The sequence below is a fragment of the Nostoc sp. genome, from assembly GCF_036917935.1.
Lineage (GTDB): Bacteria > Cyanobacteriota > Cyanobacteriia > Cyanobacteriales > Nostocaceae > Nostoc.
In genome coordinates this window covers 135,498-158,013 of the sequence record NZ_JBALEL010000060.1, presented here as the reverse complement: position 1 = coordinate 158,013, position 22,516 = coordinate 135,498, and the positions used below count along the sequence as shown (strand labels likewise).

General features: G+C 41.7%; 17 protein-coding genes and 2 pseudogenes. 11 read left to right on the top strand and 8 right to left on the bottom strand.

Annotated elements, in window-relative coordinates:
* Complete coding sequence (locus V7K62_RS25850; protein WP_334869142.1) at nt 1-933, top strand: AraC family transcriptional regulator; 933 nt, start codon at nt 1-3, stop codon at nt 931-933.
* Between the two features lie 97 nt (nt 934-1,030).
* On the opposite strand, the gene V7K62_RS25845 is transcribed toward V7K62_RS25850, so the two are convergent.
* Complete coding sequence (locus V7K62_RS25845; RefSeq protein WP_334869140.1) at nt 1,031-1,210, bottom strand: hypothetical protein; 180 nt, start codon at nt 1,208-1,210, stop codon at nt 1,031-1,033.
* Nucleotides 1,211-1,653: 443 nt separating this feature from the next.
* On the opposite strand from V7K62_RS25845, the gene V7K62_RS25840 reads away from it, so the two are divergent.
* Entirely contained in the window at nt 1,654-2,064 is a 411-nt protein-coding gene (locus tag V7K62_RS25840; protein WP_334869139.1) for a hypothetical protein, read from the top strand.
* A gap of 24 nt (nt 2,065-2,088) precedes the next feature.
* Here V7K62_RS25840 and V7K62_RS25835 read toward each other — a convergent pair whose 3' ends face one another.
* Nucleotides 2,089-2,265, bottom strand: coding sequence for a hypothetical protein (locus V7K62_RS25835; RefSeq protein ID WP_334869137.1), 177 nt, complete (start codon nt 2,263-2,265; stop codon nt 2,089-2,091).
* Between the two features lie 278 nt (nt 2,266-2,543).
* Here V7K62_RS25835 and V7K62_RS25830 point away from each other — a divergent pair, with 278 nt between their 5' ends.
* The 3 genes from V7K62_RS25830 (at nt 2,544) to V7K62_RS25820 (ending at nt 3,909) form a co-directional block, all read left to right on the top strand.
* A complete protein-coding gene (locus V7K62_RS25830) occupies nt 2,544-3,173 on the top strand; it encodes a Uma2 family endonuclease (RefSeq protein WP_334869135.1) in 630 nt (209 codons plus the stop codon).
* A gap of 5 nt (nt 3,174-3,178) precedes the next feature.
* Nucleotides 3,179-3,364: a hypothetical protein gene (locus tag V7K62_RS25825; protein WP_334869133.1), complete on the top strand. Its 186-nt coding sequence runs from the start codon at nt 3,179-3,181 to the stop codon at nt 3,362-3,364.
* A 200-nt stretch (nt 3,365-3,564) separates the two neighbouring features.
* Nucleotides 3,565-3,909 (top strand): hypothetical protein, encoded by a 345-nt coding sequence (locus V7K62_RS25820; protein ID WP_334869131.1) that lies wholly within the window; start codon nt 3,565-3,567, stop codon nt 3,907-3,909.
* On the opposite strand, the gene V7K62_RS25815 is transcribed toward V7K62_RS25820, so the two are convergent.
* From V7K62_RS25815 to V7K62_RS25805, 3 genes are all read right to left on the bottom strand, one after another.
* The gene (locus tag V7K62_RS25815) at nt 3,863-9,022 is read right to left on the bottom strand and encodes an nSTAND1 domain-containing NTPase (RefSeq protein ID WP_334869129.1); all 5,160 of its coding nucleotides are present in this window, start codon (nt 9,020-9,022) and stop codon (nt 3,863-3,865) included. The two genes, V7K62_RS25820 and V7K62_RS25815, sit on opposite strands and share 47 nt — an antisense overlap.
* A gap of 60 nt (nt 9,023-9,082) precedes the next feature.
* Nucleotides 9,083-10,453, bottom strand: a complete 1,371-nt coding sequence (locus V7K62_RS25810) for a radical SAM/SPASM domain-containing protein (RefSeq protein ID WP_334869127.1) — start codon at nt 10,451-10,453, stop codon at nt 9,083-9,085.
* A gap of 102 nt (nt 10,454-10,555) precedes the next feature.
* Nucleotides 10,556-10,930 carry a hypothetical protein gene (locus V7K62_RS25805; protein ID WP_334869125.1) on the bottom strand — a complete coding sequence of 125 codons (375 nt, stop codon included), beginning with the start codon at nt 10,928-10,930 and terminating at the stop codon, nt 10,556-10,558.
* Nucleotides 10,931-11,472: 542 nt separating this feature from the next.
* Between V7K62_RS25805 and V7K62_RS25800 the strand changes: the two genes are divergently transcribed.
* The 6 genes from V7K62_RS25800 to V7K62_RS25775 all read left to right on the top strand — a co-directional run bounded on the left by V7K62_RS25800 (nt 11,473) and on the right by V7K62_RS25775 (nt 20,744).
* Complete coding sequence (locus tag V7K62_RS25800) at nt 11,473-12,639, top strand: sigma-70 family RNA polymerase sigma factor (RefSeq protein WP_334869123.1); 1,167 nt, start codon at nt 11,473-11,475, stop codon at nt 12,637-12,639.
* 502 nt (nt 12,640-13,141) lie between these two features.
* Complete coding sequence (locus tag V7K62_RS25795; protein ID WP_334869121.1) at nt 13,142-14,308, top strand: DUF1822 family protein; 1,167 nt, start codon at nt 13,142-13,144, stop codon at nt 14,306-14,308.
* Nucleotides 14,309-15,163: 855 nt separating this feature from the next.
* A complete protein-coding gene (locus V7K62_RS25790) occupies nt 15,164-16,138 on the top strand; it encodes a helix-turn-helix transcriptional regulator (RefSeq protein WP_334869119.1) in 975 nt (324 codons plus the stop codon).
* Between the two features lie 268 nt (nt 16,139-16,406).
* Entirely contained in the window at nt 16,407-19,046 is a 2,640-nt protein-coding gene (locus tag V7K62_RS25785) for a TonB-dependent siderophore receptor (RefSeq protein ID WP_334869117.1), read from the top strand.
* Nucleotides 19,046-20,056 (top strand): iron-siderophore ABC transporter substrate-binding protein, encoded by a 1,011-nt coding sequence (locus tag V7K62_RS25780; RefSeq protein ID WP_334869115.1) that lies wholly within the window; start codon nt 19,046-19,048, stop codon nt 20,054-20,056. Before V7K62_RS25785 ends, V7K62_RS25780 begins: the two co-directional genes overlap by 1 nt.
* A 28-nt stretch (nt 20,057-20,084) precedes the next feature.
* A complete protein-coding gene (locus V7K62_RS25775) occupies nt 20,085-20,744 on the top strand; it encodes a hypothetical protein (protein WP_334869113.1) in 660 nt (219 codons plus the stop codon).
* A 448-nt stretch (nt 20,745-21,192) separates the two neighbouring features.
* Here the strand turns inward: V7K62_RS25775 and V7K62_RS25770 are convergent, their stop codons facing one another.
* The 3 genes and pseudogenes from V7K62_RS25770 to modA form a co-directional block, all read right to left on the bottom strand.
* On the bottom strand, nt 21,193-21,435 hold the full coding sequence (locus V7K62_RS25770; protein ID WP_334869111.1) for a hypothetical protein: 243 nt from the start codon (nt 21,433-21,435) through the stop codon (nt 21,193-21,195).
* Between the two features lie 81 nt (nt 21,436-21,516).
* Nucleotides 21,517-22,002: pseudogene (locus tag V7K62_RS25765) on the bottom strand (molybdate ABC transporter permease subunit); the annotation flags it as partial.
* A gap of 87 nt (nt 22,003-22,089) precedes the next feature.
* Nucleotides 22,090-22,422 (bottom strand): annotated as a pseudogene (gene modA / locus V7K62_RS25760) (molybdate ABC transporter substrate-binding protein); the annotation flags it as partial.
* Between the last annotated feature and the right edge of the window lie 94 nt (nt 22,423-22,516).

Here is a 22,516-nt window from a genome sequence, read left to right as displayed (position 1 = left end):
ATGAACCAGAAAGAGTTACAAACACAACAGGAGCAGCACCAGCGAGCGGAACTGGCAGAGCGGATGGCGCGAGCCATTCCCGCAGATGGGGTAATCCAACCTCTTCAGGGTCTTCGTCTGGCTCGTTCCTCCAAAATGAGACAGAAGGTGTACGGAGTGTCAGACCCCACCTTCTGCGTGATTGCTCAGGGTCGTAAAGAGGTTTATCTCGGCGGGAATCCTTATCAGTACGACCCTCACAACTACCTTCTCGCCACAGCGGAACTTCCCATCGTGAGCTGGGTTCTCGAAGCGTCCGAGGAGCAGCCGTATCTGGGGCTGCAACTGTGTCTCGATGCCGCTGTGGTCGGCGCTGTCATGGTGGAAATCGGCCAACTCCCGCCGCAAAATCAGAAGGCTGTGAAGGCCATCGAAGTTAGCCCGCTCGATTCCACCCTGCTGGACGCGACTGTGAGACTGGTCAGGCTGCTTGATTCTCAGGGCGAAGCACGAGTTCTCTTACCCCTCATCACGCGGGAGATCGTCTACCGGCTCCTCGTCGGAGAACAAGGCCACCGGCTCCGCCAGATGACGATATTGGGCGGACACACCCATCGGATTGCTCAGGCCGTTGAGAAGATTTGCCGGGAGTTCAATCAGCCGCTTTATGTCGAGGAGATAGCACGCGGGATCGGCATGAGTGTTTCCGGCTTTCACCACCACTTCAAAGAAGTCACTGCCATGAGTCCCTTACAGTTTCAGAAGCAGTTGCGGCTCCAAGAAGCGCAGCGCCTGATGATTGGGGAAGCGTTGGACGCGGCGACGGCGGGTTATCGTGTCGGATATGATGACGCTTCGCAGTTCAATCGCGAGTACAAACGCCTCTTTGGTGTCACGCCGATGCGTGATGTGGAACGTCTTTGCGAAGCGGTTGAGGTCGGCACAGATGTTTGATTTCCACCAAGCCGCGCGCCGCGACAGAACGTTCGTGTTGAGCGGTTGCCAATAACTTCTGAAACCACACCAAGAACTTTCTTCAATTTATATTTTATTATGCCGACTGTTTAATCTGGGTTAAAGCTATTAACATTTCTTCTCGGTTGAGATGTCGTTTCTTACCTGTTTTGGATTCTTGGATAGCGTAACTCCATTTTATTCCAGCTTGTGAGCATCTTTTTCTTAAGTAGGTTGGCGCAATTAAAGCTAACTGGCGAGGGCTGTCCTTTGTCATTGGTCATTAGTAAGGACTTTAAGCCTGTTTACGTTTCGTAACATAATTTGCTTTATTTCTGCCAACTTACTTAGTAAGGATTGGTGTAGTTTTGTGTGACCATTAGTTACATCTGCGTGCATTGGTTTTTTAAGATACTGATACTGGATACTGTTGGCGAATGTACTACATACTTGTATTGCAAGTATTACGCAAGATACAACCTTCAATCTATCGTTGCCACTTTTAGTTGTAATACTTTTGTTAGAAGTTTGTAACACTTTCGCCAACGGTATCAGATACTTGGTAAAATAAAAAATATAGCAAGTTTTGATTCATGCATAGCAAGCTTTGTAGCAATTCTTTCCGCTAAAAACGCATAGCAGCTTATCAATTGCTAGCGATCGCCCTCAGTAGATTTTAACAGTGCTGTCTGTTCGCCCCATCACCTCAATATCCACATTATGAAAATCGACCGATTGCAGTCACTTAAGCAAAAACTGACCAATGACGCAGACTTGTCCCGCATCTGGTTATTTTATATGGATTATTTTGCGGATCAGCCGGAATTCACTGACCTGGGTGAGCCTGTGTATAATGAATATTTAGATGCTGTCCTCCAAAAAACTTGTCAGCAGATGTTTGCCAGGGCAATAAAGATTACTGACTTTTTGCTGATCTATATAACTCCGTATCGTTTATTTCATGGAGCGTTCCAAGTTGAAGGACGTATTGGGGGTGTGATTTATTTCGAGGATATAAAAATTGGTTTACTTGCAGTGTCGGCGGATTATCCTCCTAACGATGTGGTTAAATATTCACGTTTTTCTGAGGTGATTCAACTGTCGGCAGCTAATTATAACGAGCGTAATTGAAAGAAGCATAACCTATAGGTATTTCTAATAAGTGCGATCGCATTTCTGGATAGGGCTCCCCTTGCCTGATAATTCTCTACACAGACTATCGCCCGTCCGCCGTTCATGCAAGCCGAGTTGCACACTCTGGCGATTCCATCCCAAAACGGTTTCTGCTTTGCGGGCTGAACTATCGAAGTAATCTTCGGTAACTTTTGCCATGAAGTCTCGTAAGCGAACAGCCAGTCAGTTTCTGCGCTGCATCTTTAAAGGTCGATTTGATGGTGTCGGTGAGCATGAAAACAGGGATTCCCATTCTAGAGATTTAGAGCAGGTGCGGACAGTTCTTTGCAACTCCCTAAACCCAAGACCCGTTTGGTCGCTTTACTGAGACAGAGGGCAGTTTTCCGTAAGCTCGAACTGCCCTCAGCAAGAACTGCCTTCCTCGATGAAATGATAAAAAGGATAAATGAACAGTAAAAATAAATCCAGTAACTTTTATGAGTCAAACACAATCGGAACTAAAGCTACTGACCTTCGATGAATTTATCGAATGGTATCCAGAAAACTCAGAAGTACGTTACGAATTACATGATGGGGTGATTGTGGAGATGCCAAAGCCTAAAGGGGAGCATTCTGATTTGGCTGGTTTTTTGATTGAAGAATTAGTCATCACAATTAGAGAGATGGGTAAGCGCGGTATCTGGACTATACCGAAAGAATCCATTATTAAACCATACCGAGAGAAATCAGGGTACGAACCGGATATTATTGTTTTAAATCAAGAAACTATCGATACTGAAACGCGCTGGAAGAAAGAATCAGTTATCCATAATGCTAGTTCGGTCAAACTAATAGTTGAAGTAGTGTCAACCAACTGGCAGGATGATTACTACGATAAGCTTCGTGACTATGAAGCTATGGGTATACCTGAATATTGGATTGTGGATTATGCAGCGTTGGGTGGACGTGTATTTATTGGTAGTCCCAAAGTTCCGACTATTTTTGTCTGTGAACTTATTGATGGTGAATATCAAATGACACCCTTTAGAGAAACAAACCTTATAGTGTCTCCTACTTTTTGGCAGTTGAATCTAACCCCACAACAAATTTTTGACTCGGTGATTTAAACTTTTTGGAGTCCAAAACTTCATTATTGAGGGGTGTGGGCGGCGATGAAGAAGGCATGGGGGCAGGGGTGCAGGGGTGCAGGGGTGCAGGGGTGCAGGGGTGCAGAGGAGATATTTGTACTACTTTTCCCAAATGTGCATGGGGACATCAGGACGATCGCGCTATAATTGTTTGGCGGCGATCGCTTTAATTATTTAACAGATATAAGTTCTGGAAACACTACTCAGAAAACTGCATAAAAAAACTCAACTGGATCTATTAACTCACTGAAGGGTTTTAAACCCACAATCTGGAATGCTGTTGCTTGCCTTTGTAGCTAAGTATATACAAAGGGACAGGCTGCTTAGTAGTTTAGCTTTAAGTATATATTAAAGAGGAAAAAGGCTTGATATGCAAAAACAAATTTTGAGTTTAGCGATCGCATTACCAACAATATTATTCACTGCCTTACCCACTTTCGCAAATCCCATACAACGTATTACACCCAAAGTTGGTAGTTTACAACCAGCTTTGGTACAAGCAGAGTTTCAAACTCCTGTAATTAAGAATCAACTCAGGAACCCAGGAGATGACCAATCCCCTGGGCCAACCGGCGGTAGCAGTCCGGTAAAAGGCCCAGGGCCCAGACCTCCTCGCAGAGATACATTGTTGCAAAACGTGGGTACAGGTTTAAAAAATACGATCAATTCTAGCCACGTAAATCTGAACATAGAGAACCCCGTTCTTGGTCGCTAATCTTAGGGTTAGTTTTGAGGTAATCGTTTAGCAAATTACAACTGCGAATCAGTAGATTATCTAAATCTTGGGTTTGCAGTTCTGTGCTAAGAAGACGCCAAAGTTTAGCTGTACCATCAAAACTGGCAGAAGCCAAAAATTTCCCATCAGGGCTAAAACTGACGCTCAATACTGCATCGGTATGACCTGGAAGAGTTTTGAGTTCTCTGCCATCACGGTTCCAAAGTTTGATGCTTCCATCACCGCTAGCTGAGGCGATCATCTTGCCATCAGGACTAAAGCTGACGCTGAACACGCCATCAGTATGTCCTGTAAGAGTTTGTAGTAAAGCTCCATTGCTGACTTGCCAGAGTTTGATAGTTTTATCAGCACTAGCTGAGGCGAGTACTTGACCATCAGGACTAAAACTGATGGCGTTGACAGCGTTCGTATGTCCTGGTAAAGTATACAGTAACTTGCCATCCTTAACTCTCCAAAGCAAAACTTTGTTATCTCTACCAGCTGAAGCCAGTACTTGACCATCAGGGCTGAAACGAACGCTCAAAACTTCAGCCGTATGTCCTTGGAGAGTTCTAATTAAAGCTTTTCTTTGAAGATTCCAAAGTTTAATGGTCATATCACCACTGGCGCTGGCCAGAATTTGACTATTAGGGCTAAAGCTGAGACTATTGACTTCGCGGCGATGCCCTTGGAGGGTTTTAACCATATAGCCGTCACGAGTCCGCCAAAGTTTAATGTAATAGTCTTGACTAGCTGAGGCTAATGTCTCGCCATCAGGACTGAAGGCTAAACTGTAGATATCAGCACTGTGTCCATAAACTGAAGTAGCATGACCTTCGAGGGTTTGGCGCAAAGTTCCGTCACGCTGCCAAAGTTTGATCGTAGTGTCTTGACCGGCGCTAGCTAAAGTTTGCCCATCGGGGCTAAAACTCACACTATAGAGTTTACCTTGATGTCCTGTGAGAGTTTTGAATAGAGGATCGTCTCGCTGCCAAAGTCTAACAGTTTGATCAGCGCCAGCCGAAACTACGGTCTGGTCATCTGGGCTAAAACTGACGCTGTAGACTGCTATACTATGTCCTAATAAAGTTTGGCGTAAAGAGCCGTCCTGAGAACTCCAAAGTTTGATTGTGCTATCAGCGCTGGTGGAAGCTAGGGTTTGACCATCATGACTGAAGTTAACGCTGAGTACCTCTGCATTGTGCGCTGGAATAATTCTCAGTAGTGTGCCGTCTCTACGCCACAGTCTCACGGTTTTATCTTCACTAGCTGAAGCTATTTGACCATCGGGACTAAAAGCGACACTGGAAACTGCGGCGCTATGCCCAAGTAGGGTTTTTTGCAACTGTCCATTGCTAACACTCCAAAGTTTAACAGTCTTATCTGCACTAGCGATCGCCAAAATTTTCCCATCAGGGCTAAAACTTACACTAGTAACAAAATCCCTATATCCGCTAAAAGTTCTCAGCAAATGACCATCGCTAACTTGCCAAATTTTAGCAGTGCGATCGGCGCTACCAGTAGCGATCGTCTCACCGTTGCCAGACCAAGATAAACTCAGAACTTCCGCAGTATGACCGTTTAATGTTCTAATTAAAGTACCATCGCTAGTTCTCCACAACTTGATGGTACGATCAAAACTAGCAGTTGCAATCATTTGACCATCTGGGCTGAAACTAACACTCCGCACTGTACCAGTATGCCCTGTTAATGTTCGTAGCTTTGTGCCATCACGTCCCCAAAGTATGGCTGTTTTGTCGTTACTAGCCGATACAATTGTTTTGCCATCAGGACTGAAACTCACGCTCAAAACTTCAGCGCTATGCCCTTCCAAACGGTTGCGTTCTTGGGTTCCAGAAATTACTTGTTGTAAAACACCCAGAGTCTGAGTTTGCAGTTCGGCTGGTGCGCCAAGAGTGTTTTTTAACTGTTTACCTGCTTTGACAGTAGCAATCAGTGCTTCTAACTGCTGATGTGATAAAAGATTAGCTTGAGATGAGGCATTTAAGGCTTCAATTTCTCGCAATTGGGCTGCTTGAGATTTCCAATAGGCTAACCCCCCGAAACAGACAGCCGCTAATCCCAAAACACTGAGTGCAACTACAGCCCTTTGAGCTTGCTTGAGTCTGGTTTTCTCTTGTAGTTGCTGTTGTTTTCTTTGTGCTAAACAAGCTTCAATAAACCGTTGGACATCAGCCGAAAGTTCGTCGGTATATTTAATATAGATATCTTCTGCCTCGGCTAGTCGCACTCCTTGTAACAAGAAATCAGCTTGCTGAGTACGTTGCAGCCACAATTGGGAAGCTTGCTCAATTTGCCTTTGTTTTCGCAAGCGATCGCGGTTTTCCTCTAACCACCAGCGTAAAGTTGACCAATGACGGATGAGGATTTCATGGGCAACTTCTACTGTTATCGGGGAAGGGGACAAGGGAGACTGAGAAGTACTTATTTTGTCGTCTCCTTTACTACCCTCGGCAATATTTGGATCTTCTTCTAAATTCATCACCACTAACTTGGCAGAGGTTAAAACGTTGAGGGTTTTTTCTACCAATGCAGTGGGATATTTTTTCACTATCAACTCTGATTTATGTACCCGCCTGCGAGTATCTTCTGTACCCTCGCCTAGTTGCGTCAAAGATAAAAAAATCCATTTTGCACACTCGCGCATTTGGGGATCTAAACTTTCGTAAACAGCCTGAGACGATCGCTCTAATGCTCCTTGAATTCCGCCGAGTTGCTCTTGATATGCCTGTAAAGTCAACTCACCAGCAACTCGATGTTGCCATAATTGCTCTAAAACAAATTCCAGTAACGGTAAATCTCCTGGTGAGTGATTTAGCTCCCGCAATAATACTTCCACGAGTTCTGTTTCTACTTTTAACCCGACTTGTTGAGCCGGGTTGAGAATCACCCGCCGATAATCATCCAAACTTAGCTTCGGTGGAATTAACACACTCAAATCTTGCAAAGCTTTCGCCAGTGCTGGTACTTCTAAACAGGAGGCAATAAAGTCTGCTCGTAAAGTAATAATTAATTTGAAGCGATCGCCAGCATATTGCACCGCTCCCAGCAATAATTCTAAAAATAGCTCTCTGTCTGGGGTTGGAGCTAGGGTAAAGAGTTCTTCAAACTGATCTACCACTAACACCAAAACTCGATGGGGTTGGTTGCGTATCCAGTAAACAAATCCCTCTACGCCTTGGTGAAATATTCCCTCTAACAAGAGATGGGGGGATGAAGAGGATGAAAAATCATTTTCCCCCGGCTCCCTTACTGCTGCCGCAAGCCGCCGCGCTAAAGCTTCCAGAGGATTTGCACCCGGACGAATGCTTCTAATCCACCATTGTTCACTACTGGGTATTTGTTTACCCAATCGCAGTTGAGGAATTACACCAGCTTGGACAATTGAAGATTTGCCGCTTCCAGAAGCACCGATGACAGCTAGAAAAGAGCGATCGCGTAGTTGGTGAATTAACTGCTGAGTTAAAGCTTCTCTACCGTAAAAATACTGGCTATCTTCTTCCAAAAAAGCACTTAGCCCCATGTAAGGGCATACTCCCAAATCCAATCCTGTGGTTGATTCTGGTGTGTTTGTGTAAGTTTTTGCCGGGAGAATTTCGATAATGCCTTGTGTGCCTGATAGCCAGATGTAAAGAGGCACACCGCTACCTGCTAAGGATAATTGTAGTTGAGCGATCGCTCCGGCGGCTGAGAGTCCATCTGTATGCGTTGCCGCCATCAAGGTATCAAAAAATTTTTGGGCGAAGCGTTCTGGTGCCTCAGCAGGTGAGGCGTAGGCGATTAAACATTGTCCTTGGTGGGAGTCAATTTGCAAATCTTCTACCCAATCTTGCAAGGATGCATTAGCTACAGGACAATCGAGGATGACAATTTGTTGAGTGGTGCAGAGACGTAGCTGTTGTTTCAACCAAGAACGCTTGATGCGGATATTTTCTCCCAGCAATAACCATTCGCCGGCGTCGGTTTCTTCAATTCGTCCCCGCAGATAAAGCAGTATAACTTCTGATGCTGGTTGTTGTAAATGACGAGCGATCGCTTCTTTGATCCGATCAGCGGATACTTTTGTTGCTGGCAAATACTCTAGTGCAAAACCTCCAGCACTTCCGAGAAATTTACTAATATCTAGTGTTGTTTTGCTGACTGATAATCCCTCTACGACTATTCCGATTCGGCGATGCACCCCAAAAGTTGCCTTGGTTAATCCTTTACCGATAATTAGTTCCCCAACTCCCTCAACAATTCGTTTAGGAGTTTGCAACGGATATTCTCGAAAAAGTTGAGTTTCTCCTTTAGTTTTTTTCTGCTGATTAATCAGCCGCAATTGTTGATTACTTTTATCTATATATTGGAGAGTTTGATGATATACATATCGATACAAACTATCTACAGAAATTAAGCCTTGGCTATCTGCTGCCTCACCTTTTAACCCTTTCATTAAATAATAAGTAAATACTCCGTGTCCCAATTCGGGAAACTCCCAAGATTGCTGATTATTATCACAGGAAAGCAAAGCATAAAAACCTTTACTTTTAGCAGCACACTGTTGTAATACTTCAACCATTTTTGGTGTAGCATTCAGCAATGGTTCTCTTGTTGTACCTCTGAGTGTCATCCCGCCACTATGACAAGCGTCTAGCCAAACAAGCTGATTTTGCGCTCCACTATTACCTAACAATAGCAAAAGTTCTTGTAAAGCTAAAGCTGTGTTTTGCAGATGAGATTTTTGAGTATTTGCCAAACACAAAAATGCTTGCTGCGTGTTTGGTTCTACAATTCCATGTCCAGAAAAATAAAATAAAATAGTATCAATAGGTTGAGCCGCAGTCGTAATTTGCCGGAGACTGGCACGGATGTTTTCTAAAGATGGTGGTTGCGGTGCAAAATCATGATATATTTTGACCTCAGTTTGGCTAAATTGTGCGGCTGCATCTACCAATGCTTCTGCTAAACCCTGACAATCTACTGTTGAATAACTAAGGCTGGGTAGTCCGTCATCTTGATATTGATTAACTCCCACCAACATTAGCCACAGCTTAGGAGTTGCAGTTTGTTTGACTGAAGTTGAGCCACTGGTGATCCCAATTGGTGACATTATTTAAATTACTATTTATGCTGTTTTAGCATTATTTCCTGTAGAAGTTGACTGGAGACATCAAGCATTGATTAAACTAACCTCTTGTAAACTCGATTCTTCTTGCTCAATACGTGATAAGGCATAAGTTAAAAGTAAACGCTGCTCAATGTTGTGTTTTGCACTAGGACAAGGCGCTATTCCTTCCAACCAACTTTTAGGACAAGCACCGCCGCAAACTGGAAGCATGGGGCAGGTAGAACACGGGTATTCGCCTTGACGAACTCGTTCATTAAAATTGCCCAAGCGATCGCGTTTACCAGGCATCTCTTTGCCAGATAGGTGATCAATGGCATATTCATTAGGTGTACCATAAGTAGGTACGTAAGACACCTCAGTACAATTAAAAATATTGCCATAAGCATCCACCAATTCAGCATTCGGTGTTACAGCCATACAAACAATAGGTTTGACTTCTGGGATAAGTCCAATGGGGAAACCAAGATTAATCATTTCACCAAACCAAGCAATTTCCCATTCGGCAAACTCCTCTTTAGTTAGTGAACGAGTATGAGCATCATTTCCCCAAGAATGGATAGGTGCTACATAGAAACGAAGCTTCTTTTGTAACCCTTCCTCAGCTAACTTTTGCAGTAGCAAAGAAACAGATTCATAATTTTCATGGTCAACATTACAACGGATACTCAGTTGTACATCAAGGTCATCTCGATGTGCTAAAGCAGTAACATTAGCGAAGATAGTATCGAAAGTTGGCAAACCATTTTTCTGCATTCGTCGAGCATTGTGGAATTCTGCTACGCCATCAAGAGTAACCTCGATAAAAGTTACATCGAATTCGTTAATTAGTTCAGTTGCAACCTTCTCTGTCAGTGCTAAACCATTTGTGACAATTCGGGCATCGTAGCTACAACCAAAATTTTCAGCGAGAGACTTTAATTGAGGGGTAAGCGTTCTAATCACAGACAATCCTACTAGTGGCTCTGCACCAAACCAGGTAATAGAAAGACTATGAAACTTTTGAGTTGCTAGCTTGACACGGGTACGTTCTAGGAATCTTTGTTGGTCGTCTTCACTCATCATTTTGTTAGTATGCTCTTGACCACAGTAATGGCATCCTAGTTGACAAAATGCAGTGGGTTGAACAACTAAAGAGAGAACATCATCATCTAGTTTGGCAGCATTATTGCGATCCAAAATTGTTTTGAGTTCATCCTCATGGGCAGGAACTATCAGTTCCATATCAACGAAGTCAAATAAGATATCTTGAGAAAATTGCTCAAATTGTCCGGTTTCTATAAGGCTCCAGGTATGGTCATCAATGATGCGTATACTTGCAGTGCGTGTTGCAAAAACAACTCTTTTGATCCGTTGTTCAAGTTCATCAAAAAATTGCGGTGTTACAACATGATAATCGGAAAGTTTCATGCTCATAATTTTCCTCCAAAATGTATAGATAAGGAATAGTAGTTGAACTTTTAAAAGTAGACATACTATTCCTGAGTTAGTATTGCTGTACTTTAATGAGTGCAGTTTTTATTTGCGTATCTGAGGTAGAGATTGGTTGAGTAAAGACCCACTACGATTTGCACGGTCAATAATCACTTCACGTCCTCGGTCAGAAGGTTTCTTTATACCGCAGCTACCATTACAGCCATTATCTCCAGCCTCTAGTTGTCTTTGAAGTTTTGAGGAGTTATTAATTCGTTCTACAGTCGGAGACAACTTTTCAATTCTGATGTTTTGAACTTTTGTAGATTTACTACTTAAATTAGCACGGTTCAAGAAAGTATCAACAGTAGCATCTGGCTTTACAGTTTGAGCATTAACACCTGAGCTAAAAGCTGCAACGCTGCTCATAGCAAGAATACTGAGAATGAATTTGACTTGGTTGGATTTTTTAGTAGACATGGAATTTTATTCTTATTAAGTAAATTGTGATCGGGTGACAAGTGTTTAAAAACTCAGATTAGAGTTTTCAGTTTTCACCTTTCACTTACTCAATAGGTTTGCTTTGATATTTTTATGCAGTCTTTGGGAAAATTGTTTTCCGAGAATAATTCAATTTGACTGGAAACAGAAAAACCCCATATAAATGAGGTTTAATACTTGAATTTTTTAACGGGACTTAAACATTTTTGAGGGATAAACAAGCCTCAAACTCATGCAAACGGAGGAAAATATACCAAATGCTCAAAATTTCTTTGGAGTTGAAATATAATCTAATACTCTTGGGTTAGTGCCAAAAACCTTAAAGTGTGTAGTGTGTAGGTTGGGTTGAGGAACGAAACCCAACATTTCTGGGGCTTTGTTGGGTTGCGCTTTGCTTAACCCAACCTACAATTTTTCTTAACCCAAGCGTATTGAGATATAATCCTCAGTCCTTGTAGTAAAGTTTGTGTAGGCATCGTTTAACGCTTTCAGTCTTCCTATAGGTTGGGTGACAATTTTTTATGCATCCTCGGCAAAGCATTATTGAAATCTTTTCAACTTTTGTGCAATTTGACGCCGATCGCTTCAGTCGTTGGGCGACGGAATCAAGGTTACGTCGCAGTATCCAAAGTTGTCTCAACCGCACGCCTCAAGAAATTTCGGAACATTTTTGGGCTTTATATTGGTATAAATTTTGGCTCGTTCCTGAGACAAAGCTACTGGCTAAAGATCATCTGGTAGCTTACTTGCAAGAATCCTGTTATTGGGCATCCCAAAAAACAATTAACAGTTTTGCGAGTACTCAGTATAAGCTATCAGACTGTTTTCAAATTGCGATCGCTCAAGTTGATAAAGTCCTGAAAGGATTTAATGCAGATCAAGGCTTTATTTTAATAAACTACGCTAGCGCCATCTTTAGCAGTGCTATTCGGGAAAATTTACGCCAAAATCGTGAAATTGATATTTGTACAGATTGGGGACTATTACGAAAAATTACTAAAAAGTTTTTGGTGGAGTCTTTACAAAATGCAGGTTTATTGCTAGAAGATATTAATGCTTACGTCATAGCTTGGAACTGTTTCAAAAGTCTATATATTCCAACACACAAAGGTACTTCTCGCCAAATTGCTCAACCAGACAATGAGATTTGGGAGGCGATCGCTAAAGCTTATAATTCACAAAGTGGTCAGCAAGTCAATTCCCAAACCCTAGAAAAGTGGCTTTTAACTGCTGCTAAAGCCGCACGCCGCTATCGTTACTTTCCGGTTGACTCTCTCAATATCCCTAAAGGGGACGATAATTCGTGGGAGTGGCTTGATAATATTCCCGGAACCCAACAAGAATCTCTAATTAATCAAATTCTTGCCCAAGAAGAAGAGCAAACAAGAAACTTTCAACAAACTGAGATTAACAAAGTTTTAGTGGCTGCGATCGCTCAACTTGAACCGCAAGTACAAGAAATTTTACAACTTTATTATGCTCAAGAACTAACTCAAGACAAAATTGCCAAACAATTACAAATACAGCAATATACTGTCTCACGGCGACTAAAAAAAGCCCAAGAAACTTTGTTACGCTTTTTAGCTAACTGGAGTAAAGATAGTTTGCATATTTCCGTTACTTCCGACCTACTCAAAAGTATAAACATACTAATGGAGGAATGGTTGAAAAATTACTATGGTGTATGACTGGGGATTGGGGAGTTAGAACTTCGTTCATCCACCTCAGAGGTTGTTTTAAAAGTGGTTAGCTGTGATTTTCAGCGCATCTTGATCCCCCCTAGCCCCCCTTAAAAAGGGGGGAAAACTTCTTAAAGTCCCCCTTTTTAAGGGGGATTTAGGGGGATCTAAAACTTTTTGCTACCAACAACAGGACTTTTCAAACATCCTCTCAGAGGCTTGTTCATCCACCTCAAAGCCTCGTTAATCCACCTCAAAGCCTCGTTAATCCACCTCAGAGCCTCGTTAATCTAGCTTATAACCTCAACCCTAGACCTCTTGCATAAATCACAAATAAAGAACCCCACCCCGCATTTGCTGACGCAAACGCTCCCCTCCCCGCAAGCGGGGAGGGGTGGGGTGTTAGAGACTTTTGCAAGAGGTCTCCTAATCCCTAATCCCTAATCCCTAATCCCTAATCCCAGTCCCCAATCCCCAATCCCCAATCCCCAATCCCCAATCCCCAATCCCTATGACTACTGTATTTACTTTCGCTAACCCAACAGATTTGGTTTTAGAAATCCCTACAATTACCCAAAACCAAGCGGATTTGGACAGTCAAGCTTTTTCTAATCCTAATTCTCGCTATCAAGCTTATATTAATCAACTTTGCCTGGGTGCTATCTTAGTATGGTTGCAAGAAGACTGGACACCGCAGACAAAGGTTTGGCCAACTATCAATGCTTTACCAAGTTTCTGGGAACTGGTTAATGGAATTGCACTCACGCTTGATGCAACAAGATTAGTCTTGGTTCCTAGTGAAGCAATTGATTTGAGTGAATTGCGAGTACCCCAAGAATGGGTGGATATTCCTAGTTGGGTAGGTGATTATTATTTAGCTGTGCAAGTTGAACCAGATGAAGGCTATGTGAGGGTTTGGGGTTATTGTAGCCATGAAAAACTTAAAAATCAAGGCAGTTATGATGCCAGCGATCGCACTTATTCCCTGGATGCTACTGATATAATCAACGATATCAGCGTTTTAGCGATCGCGCGTCAATTGTGTCCAGAAGAACCCACCCGTAGCACTATTGAAGAGATTCCCAGCTTATCACCACAACAGGCACAAAATTTAATTGCCCGTCTGGGAAACCCGGAAATACTTACACCCCGGCAAGAAATCCCTTTTCAACTGTGGGGTGGATTAATTCAACATGGCGGTTGGCGAGAAAATTTATATCAACGACGCTTAGGATTACCAGAACAGTGGTCAGTTCTCCAATGGTTGCAAAGCGGTGTTTCTCAGGTTGCTAAGGTTGTCGGTTGGGGAAGCTTTGATTTACAACAGAGTGCTGCTGGGGCGCGGGGTGAGAAAGACACACAACCAAATACTATTCTCTCTCGTCGGTTGGCGATCGCAGGTCAAATTTACGAATTATTAATTATACCACAATATGAGCCAGATGCAACTATTTGGCGTTTTGAATTACGTAACGCCGCGATCGGTGCAGCTATTCCCGGTGGTTTTAAACTCCGATTACTTACCGAAGATTTACAGCCTTTTCCCAATAATGAAGATGTAGCTACAACGGCTGTAGAACAACTCTACGTAGAAGTTGCCTTAGAAGCAGGAGAAAGCATAGTCTGGGAAATAGAACCTTTTCCCGACAACTATAATTGGGAAATACTCAAGTTTTAAAAGGAAAATCGTCAAGTTAAAATGGCACGCTTGTAAGGTGCAAACCCTTAATATGGAAGGATGAGAGGGTCTAGTGGTTGCACAGTCAAGAATTAAAAACTTAATCAGAATATTGATGCGGCTAGATGATTGAGATCATCAGGTTTTCATGACAAATGAGTATTGGCAGTACGAGGGGTAAGCGATCGCCCTGCTTGATAGATATTTAGATTGTATTATGATGACATTACCAATAATCTTGGCTACTTAATACTGCATTTGGTAAAGATACTCTGACAAAAGATTTGGGTCAACTTAACAGTACTTTCCCGAATGATTTTAATTAAAAACGGCTTCAATACTCAATTTGAGTAGCCCAATGATAAGTCACCCCCGTCAGAGCAGCAAGATTTAGAATACTCTTTTTAAGATTTGTATTAGGAAGATATTTGATATTTTACTCACAAAGTTGGTAATATTCAGACTAGGTTAACTGACGTACCTGATGCAACAACCCCAATTCAAGGAACACGAATCTTGGGGTGAGATTGTCATAGGGTTTTGGATAAAGGGTAATAGGTCTTCCACTTACCCTTCATAGCTTAATTGAGCATGTAGTGAGCAATTGAATTAGAGGTGATAGCTTTGGCAGATACCTATCGAGTATCGAATATAAATACGGTAACAAAGATAGATACACCGTTGTGAGATATTCCCCAATCAATTCAAATCATTCCTCGTCAGCGTCTACTTCAGCAATTTTTATAATTTAAATATATAGTTAATCATACTTTATTCTACATATTTTGTGACTTAAGGCAATCACATGTTTCCTATTTTGCTTATTTCAACACTTTCTAGAAAGTTACTATTACGATGACACTAATACTCTCGCAAGCCGATTACTTAAAAATCTTATACGAAGCAGAAATAATTCAGGATAATGGCAGCAGTAGCGATGAGTTTGATATTATCAGAAAATATCCATTTGGTATTGGTGAAGGGTATTGGCGACATATTCAGCTACGAGATGGCATATCTTTAGACATCGACAAGTATCAGCAAGACAAATCAGTAGTTTTAAAAGTTCCTGACCGCAAGCATCCATTAGAATTCCGATTCTTTATTTTAGTAGATAGCCAATCTAAAAATCTTGAGTTTAAGACTGGAGAATACTTTTTGAGTGGTAGTGGTATGGCATCTGAGTGCGCTATATTCGAGCCATCAGCGCGGATAGTAGAAGTAGCTGTTCATGTACATCCAGATGCGTTTCGCAACTTTGCAGGAAATCTATCTGGCGAACTTACCACAGAATTACAACATCTTATCAGACGCTGGGATCTATTAACATATGAGCGCTATGGAACCCAAACTCCAGTTATGCAGGTAGCTGTACAACAAATTCTTCAATGTCCCTACCAAGGTGTGACTAAGCGAATGTATCTTGAAAGCAAGGTTTGGGAATTAGTAGCATTAATCATAGAACAAGAAATACAAATTCACCAAGGTTCACTAGAAATTTATGCACTTAGAGCCTCAGAGGTTGACCGCGTTTATCATGCTAAGGAAATTTTATTAAAGCATCACGATAACCCACCCTCTCTTATACAACTAGCACGGCAAGTAGGATTAAACGATCGCAAACTTAAACAAGGTTTTCGACAGGTCTTTGGAACTACAGTATTCGGCTATTTACATCATTATAGGATGGAGCTAGCTCATAAACTGCTAATCCAAGGAAACATGAATATCACAGAAGTAGCTCTGAAAGTAGGCTATGTTAGTTTACCCTCATTTAGCAATGCTTTTCGTAAGAAGTTTGGTATCAGTCCTAAGTCTTGTCGTAGATAAAAGTCCGTTTTGAATAAAAAAAGTCCGGCTTGAATAAGACACTAACACTCTGGGTATTGTATTGTTTTGAAATCATCGGGTTGGTATAAACAGCTTTTTTTACCAACTTGGTTATTTAAGAGTATTGGGGATTAGGAATTAGGTAATCAAATCAGGAAAATGTAGGAAGTGATTCAATTCTTGCCAAATTTCAAAGGATTTACCAGAACCCAATACCCAGTTCTGATTGAAGCGATTTTAGTGTAGTGTGTTGGTCTGTATGTATAAAATGCGTGTAAAACTACTTTATGCTGTTATTGGCTGGTCAATACCAGTTGTTTGCCTGACTGTAAATAATTCGGCTAATGCTGAACAACTCTTATCTGAGAAATCTAACGCAAGTTCAGGTGAAGTCAAGAGTGAAATTCAGTCATTGAATCAGCTACAGCTTCCTAAAACTAATGCTTTATATTTATGGAGAGTATCCAGACAGAATGATTTTCCTGAACTTAGTCAAGCAACTACAGATGTGGTATTAGTTACGGATGTGAAGGTTAACTCTACTGATAAAAGAATAGAGTTAATTTTAGTCACAGCTAATTCTCTCAAATTACAAGTTTTACCGAAAACTGAGGGTAATTCCTATATTGCAGATATCCCTAATGCTAAGTTGCAACTAAGAAGTGGGGATTTTAGACAATCAAAGCCAGTAGCCGGAATTGCAGAAGTAACAGTTGCAAATGTAGATGCGAACACATTGCGAGTAACGGTGACTGGGGAAACTTTCGCGCCTGCGGTGGAGTTGTTTGATAGTACAAAAGAAGGTTTAGTTTTTGGAGTGACCCCTAGTACTTCTACTGCTCAACAGCCAACAACAACGTTGGAACAAAAACCATCTACAACAGAGCCAGAAAAGCCCATTGAGTTAAATGTGACTGCTCCACCAAATACAGACTATTGGGTTCCAGATGCAGCTACTGCAACGAAAACAGATACGCCATTGCGTGATATTCCTGCTTCGGTTCAGGTGATTCCTCAACAAGTTATCGAAGACCAACAACCGCGTAACTTAATTGGGATACTCAGAAATGCTGGCGTTGTCCAAAATAATTTTTCATCTCGAATTGCAGACACTTTTTCTATTCGAGGTTTTAGAGCTAGAAACGTTTATAGGAACGGCATCAAAGACCGCTTTGCAGATGGTGCTGCTTTCTCAAGTTCGCTGACAAATATAGATAGAGCAGAAGTTGTTAGAGGGCCAAACTCTGTAATTTATGGTCAAGTCAATCCAGGTGGGATCATTAATATAGTTACCAAAAAGCCTTTGAGTCAGCCTTACTATGCCATTCAGGTAAGGCGTGGTGGTTATGAACTTTTTGAACCTTCACTTGACCTTTCTAGTCCTCTAACAAAAGATGGCAGTCTGTCGTATCGTTTAAACACTTCTTACAGAACCGCAGAAGACTTTACTGATTTTTATAATGAAAAGCGTTTTTTCATCTCGCCTGTTATTAATTGGCGTATAGGGAAAAATACAAATCTAACTTTTGATTCAGAATATGAAGACATACAACAGTCGCTAGGTACTGGTGATGATCAGATTGCTAGTGCAACTATACTTCCTAACCCAAATGGCAAAATCCCTATTAACCGTTATTTAGGAGAACCGACTGATTTCTTTAACCGCCAGCTTAATAGATATAATTACAATCTAGAACATCGCTTTAACGATAACTGGTCTATTAGTAATTCATTTCAAGCTGCATTTTTAACCCTTGATTTACGTGAAACAAATGTTACCAGTCTACTGGAAGCAGACAACCGCACTGTCGAAAGAAGACAGACTATTTTTCCAAAGCCAACAGAGTATGAAGCTTACACAATAGATACTCATCTGATTGGTGATTTCAACACTGGTAGTATAAAACATAAACTTTTGGCGGGGTTTGACTTATTTAGACAAACCCAAAGTATTAATATACTTAGAAGAGCTGTGGCTCCTCTTGATGTTTTTAACCCAGTGTATGGTCAACCACTAGGTGATACTTTTGGAAGACTTGATCTCTACTTTAGAGATGATGCTTTAGGCTTTTATCTTCAAGACCAAGTGACACTTGCCAATAACCTCAAACTACTTGTGGGTGGACGTTATGACTTAGTAGAGAATGAGTTTGCCAATCGGATTGCTTCAACGGCGAGTGTCCAGTCTGATTCTGCCTTTAGTCCCAGGGTAGGCATAGTTTATCAACCCATAGCGCCTGTCTCACTCTACGCCAGCTATAGCCGCTCTTTTGAACAAGAAACGGGTGCAGATAAAAATGACAACCTTTTTAAACCGCGGCTGGGTACTCAGTATGAAGTGGGCGCTAAGACTGATTTATTCGATAACAAACTCTCAGCAACACTTGCTTTATATGATCTGACACTAACTAACATTTTAACTACCGATCCTACCGATCCCGATTATAGTGTGCAAACAGGAGAACAAAGAAGTCGGGGAGTAGAACTGAGTGTCACCGGAGAAATTCTTCCTGGTTGGAATGTGATTGGCTTCTACGGTTATACAGACGCACGCGTTACCAAAGACAATGATATTCCAGTCGGGAGTCGAGTAGAGGGAGTACCAGAGCATGTCGCTAGTTTGTGGACAACTTACACCTTTGGTACTGGCTCTCTCAAAGGTTTTGGAGGTGGAATTGGCTTTAACTACGTTGGAGATAATAAGCCAGATAGTTTGGATACATATACGATCCCAAGTTACTTTCTCACCGATGCAGCTCTGTACTATCGCAATAATAACTTTAGCGTTGGGCTCAACTTGAATAACATATTTAATGTTCGATATTATGAAGCAAGCTTTGACTATCTCCAAAGAATTATTCCTGGTCGTCCGTATACAGCAGAGTTGACAGTGAAGTGGGAATTGTAATGAGAACAACTTCTTGGTTAGCCAAGTGTTTTGTCCTATACCTGCCCCTTTTAGGGTTGCTTGCTGTGGTAGTGTGGCTAAACGGTTGTTTCTTTTTTAATTACCCAAAAGTTAGCCATGACAAGAGTGTTTCTTCTTTAAGTCAGGTTCGAGTAGTTCAGCACTTAATGGGTAAGACAATAGTTCCTGCTCATCCTCAACGAGTTGTTATGCTTAGTGGTGGTTCTTTAGAAAATGCTTTGGCGTTGGGGATCAAACCTATAGCTGCCCCAAAGTTATTTGTCTCACAATTGCAGCGGTTAGTAGGCCCGCTATCAGGTATTGAAGATGTAGATTGGCTCTCTCCTAGTATCGAAAAAGTCTTGTTTCTCAAACCAGACCTAATTCTTGGTATGCATTTTCATCAAGATATTTATCCACTGTTATCACACATTGCACCCACTGTTTTGGCTCCTCCTGGAGCCAGTGGAGCTTGGAAAGAATCTTTTGCTTTCACAGCCAGTGTTCTGGGTAAAACTAAAACAGCCCAGCAGGTAATGGATAATTATTATGCACGTTTAAAACAGTTTAAAGCAAAAATGGGCGATCGCCTTAACACAACTTTAGTCTCGGTTGCCGAATTGCGTACTGATGCACTTTGGCTGTGGGCGAAGGCAAGTTTTTCAGGAGTTATTCTTAAAGATGCGGGTGTTGCACGTCCTTACTCTCAAACTTTGGATAGTCAAGCAACCCTGAGTCTAGGGGGTGGCCCTGCTGGCTATGCTTTATCGAAGGAACTCCTGAGTGAGTTAGATGGGGATATTTTATTTCTAGTATCAGAAGACGCACTGGGCACAAGGGATTTACACCCAATGCTTGAGCAACTGAAAGCAGAACCGTTGTGGTCGAAGTTAAAAGTCGTCCAGCAGAAAAAAGTTCATAACGTGGGGTTTTACTGGGTTCAGTTTGGCCCCCTTGCAGCCAATCGGATGATAGACGATTTGGAGCGATATTTAGTTAAACAGCAATAAACTATTTGAAAGTTTTTTAAGAGGGATTATGTTGAACTTGAGTGCAATTAGTAATGCAACTATGCAGTCAATTCCTTATAAATGGATTGTGTTTGAAAACTTGCTTGACACTTCAGTACAATCTGAACTAGCAAATAGTTTTCCTACTACAAACTATAAAGAATATCATGCTAGAGACTTTGAGCCAGATGGATACCCGGAATATACATATAATAACTACAGGTTTTTTGCACGCTGCATTCTGGATGAAAGTAAGTACAAAGGTCTACAAGATATCAAGGATCTGAGTCTTAGTTGGCAAAAATTGATTGAACAACTTCTCACTCCTGATTATCGAGAGGCGATGGAGCATCTTACTAATTTGGATTTGAAAAACCATTCACTAACAATTTATTTAACACGACATGATTTAGGATTCTGGAACCGTCCTCATACAGATATCCCGCGTAAACATGTAACTCATCTTTTCTATTTCAATCAGGGATGGAACATAGATTGGGGAGGGTGTTTCCGAGTTCTCGAAGATAATCAGACTACATCTGTAGTTAAAGAAGTTCCACCCTTGCCGCAATATTCAGCTGCTATTGTACGTTGCGATCGCTCTTGGCACATGGTTTCCCCTATTTCCTTGAATGCAACTCAACACCGTTTGCATCTACAGACTTGCTTTTGGCTGCCAGAGTCTTAAGCAGTGTAAACGCACGTAATTTCACCAAACCTTTACTGGATAAGAATCTTGATGACAAAACGGCTTAAACAATCAAACGTCCAAACCCGCGCTATTAAGCGATTCTTATACTTTAGATACGTTTGCCCTGGCGATTTCATCGTTGCCGCCAGCAATAGCAAGGTTTTCTCGTGTTTACCGTTTTTGTTGTCAGGCATCAATATGCCTTGAAAATTTCCCTGATTTTTAGCAAGTATAGCATACATAATACCAGTATATTTAACATTCTGGGATACTATTTAGCGCAGGCGTAGCCCAACCTAACGTTCGTAATTGGAGTCAAAAACGGATAGTCTGTGTACCCCTTCTCTCCAGTGCCTCCTAATGTCGTAGGATCAATCTGATTTAGTGGTGCATTCAATAGGAACCGCCGTGGCAAATCTGGATTGGCGATAAATAACTTGCCAAATCAAACTAAATCTGCTTGTTGACTTGTTAACACAGCATTAGCTCGTTCTTGATTATAACCACCGTTAACAATTAATGTGCCACAAAAGCGATCGCGGATATAACTGGTTGGCACAGTAGTATGTTCGCGTCCAAAATCTGCCATTTCCTCAGTTAAATGCAGATAAGCTAAATTAATGTCACTGATTGCAGTGGCGACATAGCCAAATGTTTCCAGAGGATTAGACGCTTCTAATAGTTTCATTTGCACCCCAAAATACGATACTACAAGCACCTTATATTAGAGGACGCAAATCATCTTAAGTTCAAAGGATTGGTTCGCGATAGCTGATCGCGAACCAATCCCCTTTTCCACATCCCGTGAAAAGTCAGCTATAATTCCAGGTACTGCTAGAGGTAGACTGATGCGCCAGAAGATTGGCACTTCCGTTGCACCAAGAGTTCTGGCTAACCGTAAGAGATTAGTGTCAATCTGTTCAAACGCTCTTAGTGCAGTTTTATACATTAATGGGAAGGAGACGACTGTAGCTGCGATCGCTGCACCATACCAGGTAAAAACGATGCTGAAGTCTAAAGGCTCCATGAGTTTACCTACGGGGCCATTTTTACCAAAAAATAGCAGCAGTAAAAAGCCGACAACTGTGGGGGGTAAAATCAGAGGAGCAACAAAGATACCCTCAATCAAAGATTTACCTTTGCCGCGATATCCCAGCATCCAGTAGGCAGCCCAAATGCCAAGAAAGAAGGTAATAAATGTTGCCAGAAATGAAGTTTTAAGTGATATCCAGAGGGGCGATAAATCCAGTGGCATAGTTTTGTGGATAAGAACGGTGCTTATGAGAGCTGGTTTGAGTAGTGCGTTGAATCCTCAAACAGCCCAATTAAAATTCTTCTGGTGTTAACTACCAGCTACCGTAAATCCCTGTTTTTCAAACACAGTTTTGGCTTCATTGCCCGATAAAAATTGCACAAAATCCTTAGCGGCATCGACATTTTTACTGCTTTTAAGAACTGCGATAGGATAGACGACGGGAGAATGGGTTTTTTCAGATGCAGTCGCTACAATTTTGACTTTTGGCGTACTTTTGGCATCTGAGAGGTAGACGATCCCAGCGTCAGCATTGCCTGATTCTACGTAATTGAGAGCTTGACGAACGTCTTTGGCATAGACGGCTTTGCTTTTAACGGCGTCAAGAATTTTTAATGAAGTTAAGACTTGTTGAGCGTATAACTGACTGTTACCAACAACTGCGCCGTTACTGACAAAATTTAGTCAGATTTTTACCATATAAGTTGGTAAAAATCTGAAAACCTGGTAATAATAG

What these genes read in the sequence shown, in the direction of transcription:
- V7K62_RS25835 (WP_334869137.1), bottom strand. Translation starts at nt 2,265, where the DNA reads ATGGCAAAAGTTACCGAAGATTACTTCGATAGTTCAGCCCGCAAAGCA.
- V7K62_RS25820 (WP_334869131.1), top strand. Translation starts at nt 3,565, where the DNA reads ATGCAAAAACAAATTTTGAGTTTAGCGATCGCATTACCAACAATATTA.
- V7K62_RS25780 (WP_334869115.1), top strand. Translation starts at nt 19,046, where the DNA reads ATGAGAACAACTTCTTGGTTAGCCAAGTGTTTTGTCCTATACCTGCCC.
- V7K62_RS25790 (WP_334869119.1), top strand. Translation starts at nt 15,164, where the DNA reads ATGACACTAATACTCTCGCAAGCCGATTACTTAAAAATCTTATACGAA.
- V7K62_RS25845 (WP_334869140.1), bottom strand. Translation starts at nt 1,210, where the DNA reads ATGACAAAGGACAGCCCTCGCCAGTTAGCTTTAATTGCGCCAACCTAC.
- V7K62_RS25795 (WP_334869121.1), top strand. Translation starts at nt 13,142, where the DNA reads ATGACTACTGTATTTACTTTCGCTAACCCAACAGATTTGGTTTTAGAA.
- V7K62_RS25800 (WP_334869123.1), top strand. Translation starts at nt 11,473, where the DNA reads ATGCATCCTCGGCAAAGCATTATTGAAATCTTTTCAACTTTTGTGCAA.
- V7K62_RS25850 (WP_334869142.1), top strand. Translation starts at nt 1, where the DNA reads ATGAACCAGAAAGAGTTACAAACACAACAGGAGCAGCACCAGCGAGCG.
- V7K62_RS25810 (WP_334869127.1), bottom strand. Translation starts at nt 10,453, where the DNA reads ATGAGCATGAAACTTTCCGATTATCATGTTGTAACACCGCAATTTTTT.
- V7K62_RS25830 (WP_334869135.1), top strand. Translation starts at nt 2,544, where the DNA reads ATGAGTCAAACACAATCGGAACTAAAGCTACTGACCTTCGATGAATTT.
- V7K62_RS25775 (WP_334869113.1), top strand. Translation starts at nt 20,085, where the DNA reads ATGTTGAACTTGAGTGCAATTAGTAATGCAACTATGCAGTCAATTCCT.
- V7K62_RS25815 (WP_334869129.1), bottom strand. Translation starts at nt 9,022, where the DNA reads ATGTCACCAATTGGGATCACCAGTGGCTCAACTTCAGTCAAACAAACT.
- V7K62_RS25785 (WP_334869117.1), top strand. Translation starts at nt 16,407, where the DNA reads ATGCGTGTAAAACTACTTTATGCTGTTATTGGCTGGTCAATACCAGTT.
- V7K62_RS25840 (WP_334869139.1), top strand. Translation starts at nt 1,654, where the DNA reads ATGAAAATCGACCGATTGCAGTCACTTAAGCAAAAACTGACCAATGAC.
- V7K62_RS25770 (WP_334869111.1), bottom strand. Translation starts at nt 21,435, where the DNA reads ATGAAACTATTAGAAGCGTCTAATCCTCTGGAAACATTTGGCTATGTC.
- V7K62_RS25805 (WP_334869125.1), bottom strand. Translation starts at nt 10,930, where the DNA reads ATGTCTACTAAAAAATCCAACCAAGTCAAATTCATTCTCAGTATTCTT.